The 12,803-nt window shown below is 72.4% G+C and carries 15 protein-coding genes; 5 read left to right on the top strand and 10 right to left on the bottom strand.

Annotated elements, in window-relative coordinates:
* Window positions 1-7 precede the first annotated feature (7 nt).
* Window positions 8-715 carry an anti-sigma factor gene (locus ASD11_RS06540; protein WP_056284831.1) on the bottom strand — a complete coding sequence of 236 codons (708 nt, stop codon included), beginning with the start codon at window positions 713-715 and terminating at the stop codon, window positions 8-10.
* Window positions 712-1,311 carry an ECF RNA polymerase sigma factor SigK gene (gene sigK / locus ASD11_RS06545; RefSeq protein ID WP_056284834.1) on the bottom strand — a complete coding sequence of 200 codons (600 nt, stop codon included), beginning with the start codon at window positions 1,309-1,311 and terminating at the stop codon, window positions 712-714. Before sigK ends, ASD11_RS06540 begins: the two co-directional genes overlap by 4 nt.
* 180 nt (window positions 1,312-1,491) lie before the next feature.
* Between sigK and ASD11_RS06550 the strand changes: the two genes are divergently transcribed.
* From ASD11_RS06550 to ASD11_RS06560, 3 genes are all read left to right on the top strand, one after another.
* On the top strand, window positions 1,492-1,857 hold the full coding sequence (locus ASD11_RS06550; protein ID WP_056284838.1) for a hypothetical protein: 366 nt from the start codon (window positions 1,492-1,494) through the stop codon (window positions 1,855-1,857).
* A complete protein-coding gene (locus tag ASD11_RS06555) occupies window positions 1,850-2,242 on the top strand; it encodes a hypothetical protein (RefSeq protein WP_056284842.1) in 393 nt (130 codons plus the stop codon). The genes ASD11_RS06550 and ASD11_RS06555 overlap by 8 nt, the downstream gene beginning before the upstream one ends.
* A 61-nt stretch (window positions 2,243-2,303) precedes the next feature.
* Window positions 2,304-3,497, top strand: coding sequence for a fibronectin type III domain-containing protein (locus ASD11_RS06560; RefSeq protein WP_056284845.1), 1,194 nt, complete (start codon window positions 2,304-2,306; stop codon window positions 3,495-3,497).
* 10 nt (window positions 3,498-3,507) lie between these two features.
* Here ASD11_RS06560 and ASD11_RS06565 read toward each other — a convergent pair whose 3' ends face one another.
* The 5 genes from ASD11_RS06565 to ASD11_RS06585 form a co-directional block, all read right to left on the bottom strand.
* Complete coding sequence (locus ASD11_RS06565; protein WP_056284848.1) at window positions 3,508-4,332, bottom strand: hypothetical protein; 825 nt, start codon at window positions 4,330-4,332, stop codon at window positions 3,508-3,510.
* Between the two features lie 98 nt (window positions 4,333-4,430).
* Entirely contained in the window at window positions 4,431-5,639 is a 1,209-nt protein-coding gene (cobA, locus tag ASD11_RS06570; protein WP_056284852.1) for a uroporphyrinogen-III C-methyltransferase, read from the bottom strand.
* 4 nt (window positions 5,640-5,643) lie between these two features.
* Window positions 5,644-6,945: a sulfate adenylyltransferase subunit 1 gene (locus ASD11_RS06575; protein WP_056284855.1), complete on the bottom strand. Its 1,302-nt coding sequence runs from the start codon at window positions 6,943-6,945 to the stop codon at window positions 5,644-5,646.
* Window positions 6,945-7,868, bottom strand: a complete 924-nt coding sequence (gene cysD, locus ASD11_RS06580; protein WP_056284858.1) for a sulfate adenylyltransferase subunit CysD — start codon at window positions 7,866-7,868, stop codon at window positions 6,945-6,947. Before cysD ends, ASD11_RS06575 begins: the two co-directional genes overlap by 1 nt.
* Window positions 7,869-7,908: 40 nt before the next feature.
* Entirely contained in the window at window positions 7,909-8,715 is an 807-nt protein-coding gene (locus ASD11_RS06585; protein ID WP_056284860.1) for a phosphoadenylyl-sulfate reductase, read from the bottom strand.
* Window positions 8,716-8,852: 137 nt separating this feature from the next.
* On the opposite strand from ASD11_RS06585, the gene ASD11_RS06590 reads away from it, so the two are divergent.
* Together ASD11_RS06590 and ASD11_RS06595 are read left to right on the top strand one after the other, a co-directional pair.
* Entirely contained in the window at window positions 8,853-9,473 is a 621-nt protein-coding gene (locus tag ASD11_RS06590; RefSeq protein ID WP_056284864.1) for an L-threonylcarbamoyladenylate synthase, read from the top strand.
* Window position 9,474: 1 nt separating this feature from the next.
* Window positions 9,475-10,161 carry an alpha/beta fold hydrolase gene (locus ASD11_RS06595; protein WP_056284867.1) on the top strand — a complete coding sequence of 229 codons (687 nt, stop codon included), beginning with the start codon at window positions 9,475-9,477 and terminating at the stop codon, window positions 10,159-10,161.
* Here the strand turns inward: ASD11_RS06595 and ASD11_RS06600 are convergent.
* From ASD11_RS06600 to ASD11_RS06610, 3 genes are read right to left on the bottom strand one after another with little or no spacing between them, the layout of a single operon-like run.
* The gene (locus ASD11_RS06600) at window positions 10,142-11,284 is read right to left on the bottom strand and encodes an MFS transporter (RefSeq protein WP_162246466.1); all 1,143 of its coding nucleotides are present in this window, start codon (window positions 11,282-11,284) and stop codon (window positions 10,142-10,144) included. The genes ASD11_RS06595 and ASD11_RS06600 overlap by 20 nt on opposite strands.
* A gap of 29 nt (window positions 11,285-11,313) precedes the next feature.
* The gene (locus ASD11_RS06605) at window positions 11,314-12,234 is read right to left on the bottom strand and encodes a DNA-3-methyladenine glycosylase family protein (protein ID WP_056284874.1); all 921 of its coding nucleotides are present in this window, start codon (window positions 12,232-12,234) and stop codon (window positions 11,314-11,316) included.
* A complete protein-coding gene (locus ASD11_RS06610) occupies window positions 12,227-12,766 on the bottom strand; it encodes a J-domain-containing protein (RefSeq protein WP_056288517.1) in 540 nt (179 codons plus the stop codon). The genes ASD11_RS06605 and ASD11_RS06610 overlap by 8 nt, the downstream gene beginning before the upstream one ends.
* Between the last annotated feature and the right edge of the window lie 37 nt (window positions 12,767-12,803).

The raw sequence follows: 12,803 nt of genomic DNA on the forward strand, positions 1-12,803 counted from the left end.
GTAGGGGTCAGGTGGCCAGGTCGGTGACGGCGACGGGCTCGCCGGTCGGCTCCTTGGAGCCGCCCTGGGGCTCGACGGTCACCGCGACGGCCACGGCGTCGCCGAGCTTGGGGACGTAGACCATGCCGTCCTTCGTCCCGAGCAGCCCGGCGTCCTTGGGGATCCCGTGATGCATCGTCCAAAGCTGGTAGACCTTGTCGCCGGGCAGCTCCTTGAGGGAGGAGCCCGACACGACGGCCGCACTGTGGCTCTTGGACGAGATGACCCGCAGGGTCCCGCCCGTGGACACGTTGCCCGAGGTGGTGGTGGCGTCGGCCGCACTGATGATCGCGGTGACGCGCTCCTGGTCGGCCCGCATGTCGCTGACGTTGTCGTGCTCGATGACGGCGAACCCACCGCCGACCATGGCGGCCACCACGGCGGCGGCCGCGACGAGCTGCGGCAGGGAGCGACGCAGACGTCGGCGCGAGTCGAGGGAGACGACGGGACGCTGCTGCGTCGTGGTGCTCACGGCGGCCAGGACGGAGGCGCGCAGCGCGGGGGGCGGGGTGGCGGACTCCGCCTCGCCGACGCGGCTCAACGTCTCGACGAGACCGGGCAGCTCGGCCTGGCACGTCTCGCACTGGTCGAGGTGCGCCTCGAAGGTCGCTCGCTCGTCGGCGTCGAGCGCGTCGAGCGCGTAAGGGGCCAGAAGGCCGTGCAGGTCGTTGCTCATGACTCCACTCCCAGGCAGTCGCGCAGACGGATCAGGCCGTCGCGCATCCGGGTCTTGACGGTGGCGGGGTTGGCGTCGAGGGCCTGTGCGACCTCGGCGTAGGTGTACCCCTGGTAGTAGGCGAGGGTGATGGCCTCGCGCTGCAGCTCGGTGAGCCCGCTCAGGCACTTCTTGACCTGCTCGTGCTCGAGCCGCACGGTGACGGTCTCGACGACCTCGTCGTGATCGATCCCGGGGGACCAGTCGTAGGCGAGGTCGCGGTTGGTGGCGGACTGGTCGTGCCGCACGGCGTCGACGGCCCGGCGGTGAGCCAGGGTCAGGACCCAGCTCTTGGCACTGCCCTTGCTGGGGTCGAATCGCGGGGCGGTCTGCCAGACCTGGAGGAAGACCTCCTGGGTGACCTCCTCGGCACGGGCCGGGTTCCGGATGACGCGCTTGGCCATGCCGAACACGGAGGGCGACAGCGTGTCGTACAGCGCCGCGAAGGCGGCCTCGTCGCCCAGGGCGGTGCGCTGCAGCAGTGCTCCGGCATCAGGTGCCGGTGGTGCTTCGAGATCGCCGATCGACGTCACGGACGCGAGGGTCTGCTCACTCATGCTGCGCTCCTTTCCGAAGAGGGTCCTACGAGTCATTCGTGGCCGCCTGTCGTCAGGATGGGTCGATCGCGAAACTTCTCGCGTCGGACCTCACCATAGTCGCGGCGGTTGCAGGGCGCGGCGGCGCACGTGGAACACTCGGACGGGCGCCGCGAGGCGTCCTGGACCGAGGGGCACGAGTTGAACGATCCGATCGCGTACGGCGTCCTCGTCGTCGCCGTGGCCGTGGCCGCCTTCGCGGGCTGGCACCTGTGGCGTGACCTGCCCTTCAGCAACCCGCTGTTCTATGCGGTCATCGTGCTGGAGCTGGTGCTTCTGGCCGTCCTCGTCGGTGGCGTCGTGGCGCTGACCACCACCAGCCGTGACGTCGAGGGCGGTCTCTTCGTGTCCTACCTCGTCACGATGGTCGTGATCCCTCCTGCCGCAGTGCTGTGGGGGATCGCAGAGAAGAGTCGCTGGGGCTCGGGGGTCGTCGTCGTGGCCATGCTCTCGGTGGCCGTGCTGTCCCTGCGGTCCCTGCAGATCTGGAAGGGCACCTATGTCTGACGCTCAGAAGACATCGACCTCCGGCGGCTTCGGACGGGCCCTCGTGGCCGTCTACGCGGTCTTCGCCCTGGCTGCGGCGGCGCGCTCGATCTACCAGCTCGTGGCCAAGGCCGACGAGGCCCCGGTGGCCTACGCCCTCTCGGCGCTCGCCGGCGTGGTCTATGTCGTGGCCACGTACGCCCTGGCGACCGACCGGCGCGCGCTCGCCGCGGCCACCATCGGCTTCGAGCTGGCCGGAGTGCTGGTGGTGGGGCTCCTCACGATCGTCGACGCCGACCTCTTCCCCGACCAGACGGTCTGGAGCGACTTCGGCGCCGGGTACGGCTTCGTCCCGCTCGTCCTGCCCTTCGTGGGCCTGTGGTGGGTGCGGCGGGCGCGTTCCTGAGGGCGAGGACCTCGACACGTGCTCGGGCGGCGTGACCCTCGGGCCACCTACGCTCGACGGCGTGATTCGACGCTCCGTCCTCGTCCTGCTCGCCGCGGCCTGCCTCGCCGCCGGTCTCGCGAGCCCGGCGGAGGCCCGCCCCGGCCAGGTGGACCCGCCGTGGGTCTCGGCCTCGTCGCCCTCCTCGATCACCCTGTCCTGGCTCGCCAAGGCGGGCGCGACGCACTACCGCGTCTCGTACGCCACGTCGTACAGCGGCGTGAAGGCGTCGTCGGCCAGGGTCAGGCGGACGTCGGGACGACAGACGTCGCTCCGGGTCTCTGGACTGAGGTCCGGCACGATGTACTGCTTCATGGTCGCCGCGGTCAGCGGCAGCGGCACGGGCGCCCGGTCGCAGCGGCACTGCAAGATGACCATGCGCGTGGCCAACCACACCGACCGCCGCACGGCCGGAATCGTGACCTTCAACCTGTGCGCCCGGGCCAGCGGCTGCCACCGCTGGGACCCCCGGCTCTCGCCCATCATGAAGCGCATCGACGAGTCCGACGCCGACCTCGTGGCACTGCAGGAGGCCTCGGGACGGATCGAGCAGCTGGCCGCCCACCTCGAGACCCGTGGCTTCGCCCTCGCGTCGGCGAGCGGCAGCGAGGCCCTGTTCTACCGGACCAGTCGGTTCCGGCTGAGCCAGAAGCCCGTCGCCGACGGCGACCCGGGCGAGCTCGCGCCCGTGGCAGGGACCTGGACGCTCAGCGAGAGCGGCACGGCGGCCTGGGCCCTGCTCAAGGAGACCCGGACGGGCCACGCGGTCGTGGTGGGCAGCGTCCACCTCAAGAACGGCAAGACCGAGAGCGCGTCGGCGGTGCGCCGCATCGAGACGCGCCGGCTCGTGGCCAAGGCGCGGTTCGTGGCCCGCGAGAACGGCCTGCCCCGGTCCCGCGTGGTCCTGGCCGGGGACTTCAACTCCACGCGCAACCGGCCGAGCGACACACCGCGGTGGGAGCTGGAGAAGTACGGCTGGCACGACGCCTACGACCGCTCCGCCAGCTTCACCCGGCCCTATCTCAACAGCTACAACGGCTGGGACACCACGCCGCGTCGGTCCGTCCGGTACGGCGACCACGTCGACCGGGTCTTCCTCTCCGACGCCGTCGGATCCACGCAGTGGCGTGTGGTCGTGAAGGTCGCCGACGGGAAGTACGTCACGCCCGTCGCGTCGGACCACAGCCCGGTGCGGGTGACCCTCTACCTGCCGTAGACGGGCCCGGTCAGCGCAGGCCGCAGGCGTCGGCGTAGAAGGCGTGCAGCGCGGTCCGGGTGGACGCGTCGACCGGCAGGTAGAACGAGGTGCCCTCCGGCAGCCCCTCGGCCTTCACGCGGACGCCGATGAGCGTCCCCACCTTGTCCTCGGCGAGGGCGTGGGCGTCGCAGCGCGCCGGCACGAGGGTCAGCGGCACGTCCCGAGGCTCGCCGTCCAGCGGCACGGGTCGCCCGGGCTGCGGCTCGACGTTGAAGAGGACGGTGGACTCGTAGCCGTCGAAGGAGACGCCGGAGTCGGCTCCCCGGGGGGTCAGGGTGACGGGGAGCGAGAGGGTGAGTCGTCCGTCCACCTCGGCCGTCGTGGCCCGCCCGATGGTGAGGTCGGCCGCCTCGTCGAGCCGTGACCGGGCGCAGTCCCGGTCCATGGCCAGCCCCACCGTGCCGTACTGGTCGTCCACGGGGAGCTTCGAGCGCACCTCGGCGCCGTCGCCGACCCGGTAGACGAGCTGGACCCGGCCGTCGAGGTCCGTGCCGCAGCGCGACCGGGGGAGCCGCAGCGCGAGGACGCGCTCGTAACCGGCATCGATCGTGACGTCCGTCGACTCCTCGACGGGGTCGAAGCGCGCCGAGGTGAGGCGGAAGGCGCCGACGTGGAGCGGCCTGCTCGTGGGGTTGTTCACCAGGAGGAAGACCTCGCGCGTCTGTCGCTTGATCCGCGACTGGTCGAGGTGCACCTGCATGCCGTCGGGGGCGGGGACCTCCTCGATCGTGGGCGAGCAGCCGACGAGGAGCATCATGACGAGGGCCGTGGCCACGACCAGACAGCTGCGCACGGGACGATCGTAGGGCGGCTGGGGGCACCCCGGACGTGTTTGGACCCCGCGCGCTCATACCGCACGGGGTCAGCCCCATCGTCCACCGAGCGGAGCGGTCAGTCCGGGAGGCGCGCCGTCGACCAGTCGGTGGCGAGGGTCACGACGTCGCCGATGACGGTGACGGCCGGCGAGCCCACTCCCGCGGCGGCGCAGCGCTCCGCGATGGTCCCGAGGGTGCCGAGGGTCGTGCGCTGCTCGGCGGTCCAGCCCCGCTCCACGACGGCGGCCGGGGTGGCCGGGTCGTGTCCTGCCGAGACGAGCTCGGCCGTGGTCTCCGCCAGCCGCTTGACCCCCATGAGGAGCACGAGCGTGTGGTCGCCTCCTGTGGGCAGGTCCCTGAGCGACTCGTGGGCCGTGACGACGCTGAACCCGGTGGCCAGCCCGCGGTGCGTGACCGGGATGCCGGCCGCCGCGGGGACGGAGATGGCACTCGTCACGCCGGGGACGACCTCGACGGGGATGCCCGCTGCCTCGCACGCGATCCGCTCCTCGCCCCCGCGGCCGAGGACGTAGGGGTCGCCGCCCTTGAGCCGCACGACCATCTGCCCGGCCTTCGCGTGGCGCACGAGGACCTCGTTGATCTCGTCCTGCGGCACGGGGTGGTGATCGGGACGCTTGCCGACGTCGATCACCTCGACGTCGGGGGAGAGCTCGGCCAGCACCGTGAGCGGGGCCAGCCGGTCGACCACGACGACGTCGGCCTCGGCCAGCAGGCGACGACCGCGGGCCGTGAGGAGGCCGGAGTCCCCGGGACCGCCGCCGACGAGGGCCACGCGGCCCTCGGGGTGGTGCGTGCGGTGGCGCAGAGGCAGGTCGCCGGACTGCAGAGCGGCGGCGACCCCGTCGCGGAGCCTGGACGCCCGGCCGGCATCGCCGCCGCCACTCACCGCGACGAGCACGTCGTCGACCTGGGCGACCGCGGGTGCCCAGGCGGTGGCGTGCTCGGGATCGCCGCCCTTGAGGCACCAGGTCTGCTGCGCCTCGGCGTCGGCGGCCACCTGGTCGTCGACGGGGGAGTCAGTGGCGGTCTGGACGAGCCACGCGCCGACGAGGTCACCGGTCTCGTAGCCGCGGGCCAGCCACGTGATGCGGCCCTGGGCGGCCAGCTCGCCGATGCGCGCCGTGACGGTGGGCGCGACGACCACGAGGTCGGCGCCGGCGTCGACCAGGGCGTGCGCCCGCCGGGTGGCGACGTGGCCGCCGCCCACCACGACCACGCGTCGCCCCGTGAGGCGCAGCGTGAGCGGGTAGCTGCCCGACGTCACGGCGTCAGACCGCAGCGGTGGACAACAGGGCGTCGCCCACCATGCCGGCGGCGAGCGTGGTGCCGTCGTGGGGGTCGACGAGCAGGAAGGCGCCCGTGCTCCGTGAGTGCAGGTACTCCTCGGCGGCGATGGGGGCCGCGAGTCGCAGCGTCACGTGGCCGATGTCGTTGAGCCCCAGGGTGTCGGCCGGCAGCAGCTCGGCGCGGTCGAGGTCGAGGCGTCCGCCCACGTTCTTGACGAGAGCCTGCACCGTGCGGGTGCCGTGCTTGAGCAGCACCTTGGAGCCCGCACGGAGGTCGCGCTCGGCGAGCCACGCCACCGTGCCGTCGATGTCCTGCGTGACGGACGGGACGCTGCGCGAGGTGACGATGAGGTCGCCCCGCGAGATGTCGACGTCGTCGGCGAGGCGCAGCGTGACCGACTGCGGGGAGAAGGCCTCCGTGAGCTCGCCGTCAGCGGTGTCGATGCCCACGACGGTGCTGGTGCGGCCGCTCGGCAGGACGGTGACGGGGTCTCCCACGCGCACGAGCCCGGAGGCCACCTGACCGGCGTACCCGCGGTAGTCGCGGAACCGGTCCTCGGCGGCGCTCTGCGGGCGGATGACGAGCTGCACGGGGAACCGGAGCGGCTCGGAGTGCGGCTCACCCACGGGGTCGAGCTGCTCGAGGTGCTCGAGCAGGCTGGGACCGTCGTACCAGGGCGTGCGGTCCGAACGCGTGACGACGTTGTCGCCGGCGAGCGCGGAGACGGGCACCGTGGTGACGTCGCTCAGCCCGAGGGAGTGGGCCGTGGCCTTCACCTGGGCGGAGACCGTGTCGTACGTGGCCTCGTCGTAGTCGACGAGGTCGATCTTGTTGACCACCACGACGACGTGCGGGACGCGCAGCAGCGACGCCACCGCGAGGTGCCGGCTGGTCTGCTCCAGCAGGCCCTTGCGGACGTCGACGAGGAGGACCACCACGTCGGCCGTGCTGGCGCCGGTGACCGTGTTGCGCGTGTACTGCACGTGGCCGGGGCAGTCGGCCAGGATGAAGGACCGCTCCGCCGTGGCGAAGTAGCGGTACGCGACGTCGATGGTGATGCCCTGCTCGCGCTCGGAGCGCAGACCGTCGGTGAGGAGGGCGAGGTCGGCCTGGGCGAGGCCGCGGTCGCGGCTGACGCGCTCGACGGCGTCGAACTGGTCGGCCAGCACCGACTTGGAGTCGTAGAGGAGGCGGCCCACGAGCGTGGACTTGCCGTCGTCGACGGAGCCGGCCGTGGCCAGCCGCAGCAGCGTGGAGGTGGGGAGGGGAGTGGCGATGCCCATCAGAAGTAGCCTTCCTTCTTGCGGTCCTCCATGGCGGCCTCGGAGATCCGGTCGTCGGCGCGCGTGGCGCCGCGCTCGGTCACGCGGGTGGCAGCCACCTCGGCGATGACGTCCTCGACAGTGACGGCGGGGCTCTCGACGGCTCCCGTGCAGGACATGTCGCCCACGGTGCGGTAGCGGACCTGGCGGTTCTCGACCGTCTCGCCGTCGCGGGGCTGCGCGAACTCGCCGACGGCGAGCAGCATGCCGTCGCGCTCGAAGACGTCGCGCTCGTGCGCGTAGTAGAGCTCGGGGAGCTCGATCTTCTCGCGACCGATGTACTGCCAGACGTCGAGCTCGGTCCAGTTGCTGAGCGGGAAGACCCGCACGTGCTGGCCCGGGGTGTGGCGGCCGTTGTAGAGGTTCCAGAGCTCGGGACGCTGGTTGCGGGGGTCCCACTGGCCGAACTCGTCGCGCAGGCTGAAGACCCGCTCCTTGGCGCGCGCCTTCTCCTCGTCGCGGCGTCCTCCGCCGAAGACGGCGTCGAACTTGTGACCCTCGATGGCGTCGAGGAGCGGCTGGGTCTGCAGCGGGTTGCGCGTGCCGTCGGCGCGCTCGCGCAGACGGCCGTCGTCGATGTAGTCCTGCACGCTGGCGACCTCGAGCCGCAGGCCCAGGCGCTCGACCGTCGCGTCGCGGTAGGCCAGCACCTCGGGGAAGTTGTGGCCCGTGTCGACGTGCAGCACCGGGAACGGCACGGGCGAGGGCCAGAAGGCCTTCACCGCGAGGTGCAGCATGACGACGGAGTCCTTGCCGCCGGAGAAGAGCAGCACGGGGCGCTCGAACTCCGCGACGACCTCGCGGATGATGTGGATCGCCTCGGACTCCAGCCAGTCGAGCTGACTGAGACGGTAGGTCGCCCGGGCAGGGTCGATCACGCTCATGCGTTCCTTCGGTAGGGGAGTGCGGAGATGGGGGAGCGGCTCAGGTGTGCAGGCCGCACTCGGTCTTGTTGAAGCCGGCCCAGCGGCCGGCTCGGGGATCCTCGCCCTCGGCGACCTTGCGGGTGCAGGGCAGGCAACCGATGGAGGGGTAGCCGTCGGTGACGAGCGGGTTGACGATGACGTCCTGCTCGTCGGCGTAGGCCAGGACCTCGTCGAAGGTCCAGTCGGCGAGCGGGTTGACCTTCACGAGTCGGTTCTTGGCGTCCCACGTGACCCACGGGGTGTCGGCGCGGGTGGGGCCCTCGTCGCGGCGCACGCCGGTGATCCAGACCTCGTAGCCGGAGAGGGAGTCGCTGAGCGGCTCGACCTTGCGCAGCTGGCAGCACAGGGCGGGGTCGCGGGCGAACAGGTCCTTGCCCAGCTCGGCGTCCTGCTCGGCCACGGTGCGCTTGGGCAGGACGTCGACGATGGTGAGCTCCATGGACGACTCGACGGCGTCGCGCGTGCCGATGGTCTCGGAGAAGTGGTAGCCGGTGTCGAGGAACAGCGTGTCGACCCAGGGGATGTGCCGGGCGACCACGTGGGGCAGGACGGCGTCGGCCATCGAGCACGCCACGGCGGTGCGATAGCCGAACTCCTGCGAGACCCAGGCGAGGACGTCGTCGGTGCCGACGGACGGGTCGTTGCCGAACCGCTCCTCGGCCTCGTGGGCGATCCGCTCGAGCGCTGCCTCGTCGCGGCGCGGTCGGGAGAGGAGCTCCTCGCGCTGCTGCTCGTGCTCGGTCTTGGCGGCGTCGTGCGCCAGCTGGCGCTCGCGGCGCTCGGCCAGGGTCAGGTCGGTGCTCATGAGCTCCCCTTCCGATCGACGTGCCGCGACGAGAGTCGCGACTCTGGCAGCAACAAGTTTATCGAGCGATCCCATCCCATGGACCGAGGTCCGGATCATGGACAAGCGCGTCTGCGGGTGAGGGATATCGTCGGTCCATGGCCCGATTCATCGACATCCACCCCGAGAACCCGCAGCAACGCTCCGTCGACCAGGCGGTGCGGCTGCTGGCCGACGGGGGGCTCCTGGCCATCCCCACGGACTCCGGCTACGCCCTGGCCGCCCAGCTGGGCAACAAGGACGCGCTCGACCGGATCCGCGCCATCCGCAAGCTCGACGACAAGCACCACTTCACCCTGGTGTGCAAGGACTTCTCGCAGCTCGGCCAGTTCGTGCACGTCGACAACGCGATCTTCCGTGCGGTCAAGAACGTGACGCCCGGGCCGTACACGTTCATCCTCCCGGCGACGCAGGAGGTGCCGCGGCGCCTCCTGCACCCCAAGAAGAAGACCGTCGGTGCGCGCATCCCCGACCACGCCGTCGTGCGGGCGCTCCTGGACGCGCTGGGCGAGCCCATCCTCACGAGCACGCTGATCCTGCCGGGGGAGACCGAGGCCATGACCGAGGGCTGGCTCGTCCAGGACGCGCTCGACCACGAGATCGACGCCATCGTGGAGTCGGGCGAGGTCACGGCCGAGCCCACGACCGTGATCGACTTCGTCGACGGCGTGCCCGAGATCGTGCGCGAGGGTGCCGGCGACACGAGCCGGTTCGTCTGACATGAGCACCTTCGTGCTGGTGCCGGGGGCCGGCGGGGACCCCTGGTTCTGGAGCAGGCTCGTCCCACGGCTGGAGGATGCCGGCCACCGCGCCGTCGCCGTCGACCTGCCCGGCGACGACCCCGAGGTCGACCTCGAGGGCTACATCGACCTCGTCGTGCGGGCCGTCCAGGGGTGCGAGGGACCTGTCGTGCTGGTCGGGCAGTCCTTCGGCGGCTTCAGTGCCGCGGGTGCCGCCCTGCGGGTCCCCGTCCAGCGGCTCGTGCTGCTCAACGCCATGATCCCGGCGCCGGGGGAGTCCGGCGCCGGCTGGTGGAAGGCCGTCGGGCAGGCTCAGGCACGTCGCGACGCGGAGCGGGACGCAGGACGCGACCCCGAGGCGGGGTTCGACGTGCTGGAGGTCTTCTTCCACGACGCCCCCGACGACGTCCTCGCGGAGGCTGCCGAGCACGAGCGCGACGAGGTGGAGGCCGCGTTCCACGCGCCGTGGCCCGGGGAGTCCTGGCCCGACGTCCCCACCGCTGTCCTCGCCGGCGACGACGACCGGCTCTTCCCGCTCGCGCTCCAGCAGCGCGTCGCGCAGGAACGGCTCGGTCTCCCCGTCGCTGTCGTGCCCGGGGGCCACCTCAACGCGCTCACCCGACCGGTCGACGTCGCCGCGGCGCTGCTCAGCCTGACCGACGGCTGAGGCCGGCAGGGACGGCGCAGACCGCCACGAGGCCGGCGAGCAGCAGCAGCGCGGACGGCCCGCTCACGTGCTCGAGCAGCACCGTGCCGAGGAACGGGGCCGCGAACCCGATGTAGGTGAGGCTGTAGAAGACGGCGTTCACGGCGGCAAGGTCGGCCGGGGCCGCCACCTCCTCCACGGTGGTGAGCCCGCCGACGAGGATCCAGCCGTAGGCCGCACCCAGCAGCATGGCGGCGACGAGCACGAGCAGTCCGGTGTCGAGCTCAGCCGCCAGCAGCGCGACGAGGAACCCCGCGGAGCCGCTGGCGAGCCCGAGCAGGATCGTGGTCGTCGGAGCCCAGCGGCGCCCGAGCGGCTGCACCAGCACGCCGGTCCAGAGGGTCAGGGCCACGAGAGCCCCGCCCACAGCGACGTCGGGTCCGGGGACGGACTGGATCTGGGGAATGGTCGTGAAGGCGAACGACGCACAGCCGAAGACCCAGGGGGCCGTGGGGACCACGCGCAGGAGGAACGTGCGCGAGCGGAGGGTGCGGCCCACACGGCCCGGCTCGGCCTCCACGTCGCCGGGCGGAGCGTGGGCCGGCTCGGGCGTGCTCCAGGCGACGACCGCGACGGCCACGGTGAGCAGCAGGTGCGGCACGTAGGGCACGACCGTGGGATGCGGCACCCACTCCGCCACGACGCCAGTGACGAGTGGACCGGTCCCGAACCCGGCGGAGAGCGCGATGGCGGCGCGGCGGGCGCCTGTCCCGGCAGGCCCGGCGGAGAGCTCCTTGACCCAGGCCGTGCCTGGGGCGAAGGCCGCGCCGGAGGCGACGCCGGCCAGCAACCGGCCCACGAGCAGCAGGCCCAGGTGGTGCCCGCCGAGCAGGAGCACGACCGTGGCCACGAACGACAGAACGAGCACCGGGCGGATGACGCGGCGGCGGCCGAGCCGGTCCGACAGCGGGCCGACGACCAGGAGCGCCGGGATGAGTCCGAGCGCGTACGCCCCGAAGAGTGCGTTGACCTCGGCCGCGGAGGCGCCGTCGGCGACGCGGTAGACGGGCAGCAGGGCGGCGAACTGGTTGGCTCCGAACCCGACGACGAAGAGGGCGAGAGCGGCTCGCGTCCAGGCTGGCACGCCCCTCACTGTAGGGGCCGGAGCGATGCCTAGATGGTGCGGTGGTCGACCCGCGACATGCGCGGTCCGCGCCGCTCCACGCGGGTGAGGGGACTCAGCTGGAGCAGGCGCAGGGCTCGCCCGCGGTGAGGCCGGAACGGCTCGAGCAGCGCGGCCACCTCGGCATCGGTCTCGACCTTGCGTCCGAGGAAGGCCGTGCCGACCGTGCTGCCCAGGTGGTAGTCGCCGAAGGGCACCGCGTCGGCGTCGCCCAGCGCCCGGGAGCCGACCTCGGCGGCCGTCCACGCGCCCACGCCGTGGATGCTCCGGAGCCCGCGGTAGGTGGCCTCGAGATCCCCGGCCGCGGCGAGCCGTTCGACGGAGTCGGCGACGCGGACGCACGCCTGGGCGGTGCGGTACCGCTTGGGGTCGACCCCGGCGAGGTGCCACTCCCAGGACGGGAGCGCAGCCCACTCCGCGGCGGTGGGCACCACGCGCAGGCGCTCCGGGGCCGGGCCAGGAGCGGGGGAGCCGTGCCGGCGCAGCAGCTGGCGCCAGGAGAGGAAGGCGTCGGTGCCGAGGACCTTCTGCTCCAGTACGGCGGGGACGAGCGCCTCCAGCACCCGGCCGGTGCGCGGGACCCGCAGGCCGGGGAACCGGCGCAGCGCATCGAGGAGGAGAGGGTGCTCGGGTCGGAACCCGGAGACGTCGTCGTGGGCGCCGAGGACGGCGGGCAGCAGCTCGAGGTGCTCCTGCGCCCCGGGACCCCAGGCCTGCGCACGGACGGTCTCGGCACCGACCTGGTGGATGCGGACGGTGACGGGGCCGCTGACCTCGCGGGTGGTGCGCCAGATGACGGGTCCGTCGAAGAGGAAGGCGGGATCGGCCGGGCCACGACGGATGGTGGAGAGCGTGCGCCGGACGTCGACCGGGGCGTCGAAGGTGACGGTGCGCTCCTGCGCCTCAGCCACGGGGGCGACCCCACCAGCGACGCCTGCGGGGAGGCGGCTCCTCGACGGCTCGTGCCGCGGCTCGGACCCGGCGTCGCTCGCGCCAGGCCTCGACCTCGGCGTCGACGTCGCGCAATGCCGTGATGACCGGCGGCCCGCCCTGCAGCTGGCGACGGGCCTCGATCACCCGCCGGTTGAAGTCCTCGAGGATCTCTCGCGCCCGCTCCTCCGAGCCCGTGGTGTCGAGGTACGTGTCGAGCTCGGCGTCCTCGCGTCGCAGCGCGAGCGCGGGAGGGAGCACGCCGCTGATCTGCTCGCGCTCGATGAGGCGCTTGATCCACCAGCTGGGGTCGTACGAGGTGCCCAGGTGGGGCAGTGGCTTGCCCGCGAGCGGCAGGTCGTCGAAGTCTCCGCGGCGTATGGCCGCCTCGATCTGCTGCTCGGGCGTGAGCTGCGGCCGCGACGGAGCGTCGTCGGCGCCCGTCTCGTCCGGTGAGGTCCGGTAGTGGGCGGCCCGACGCCTGCTGTCGCGATGCGGATCGGGGCGGCTCATGGTCCGTCCCATTCTAGGAACCTCCTCCGACATGGCA

The organism is Aeromicrobium sp. Root495 (genome assembly GCF_001426755.1).
Lineage (GTDB): Bacteria > Actinomycetota > Actinomycetes > Propionibacteriales > Nocardioidaceae > Aeromicrobium.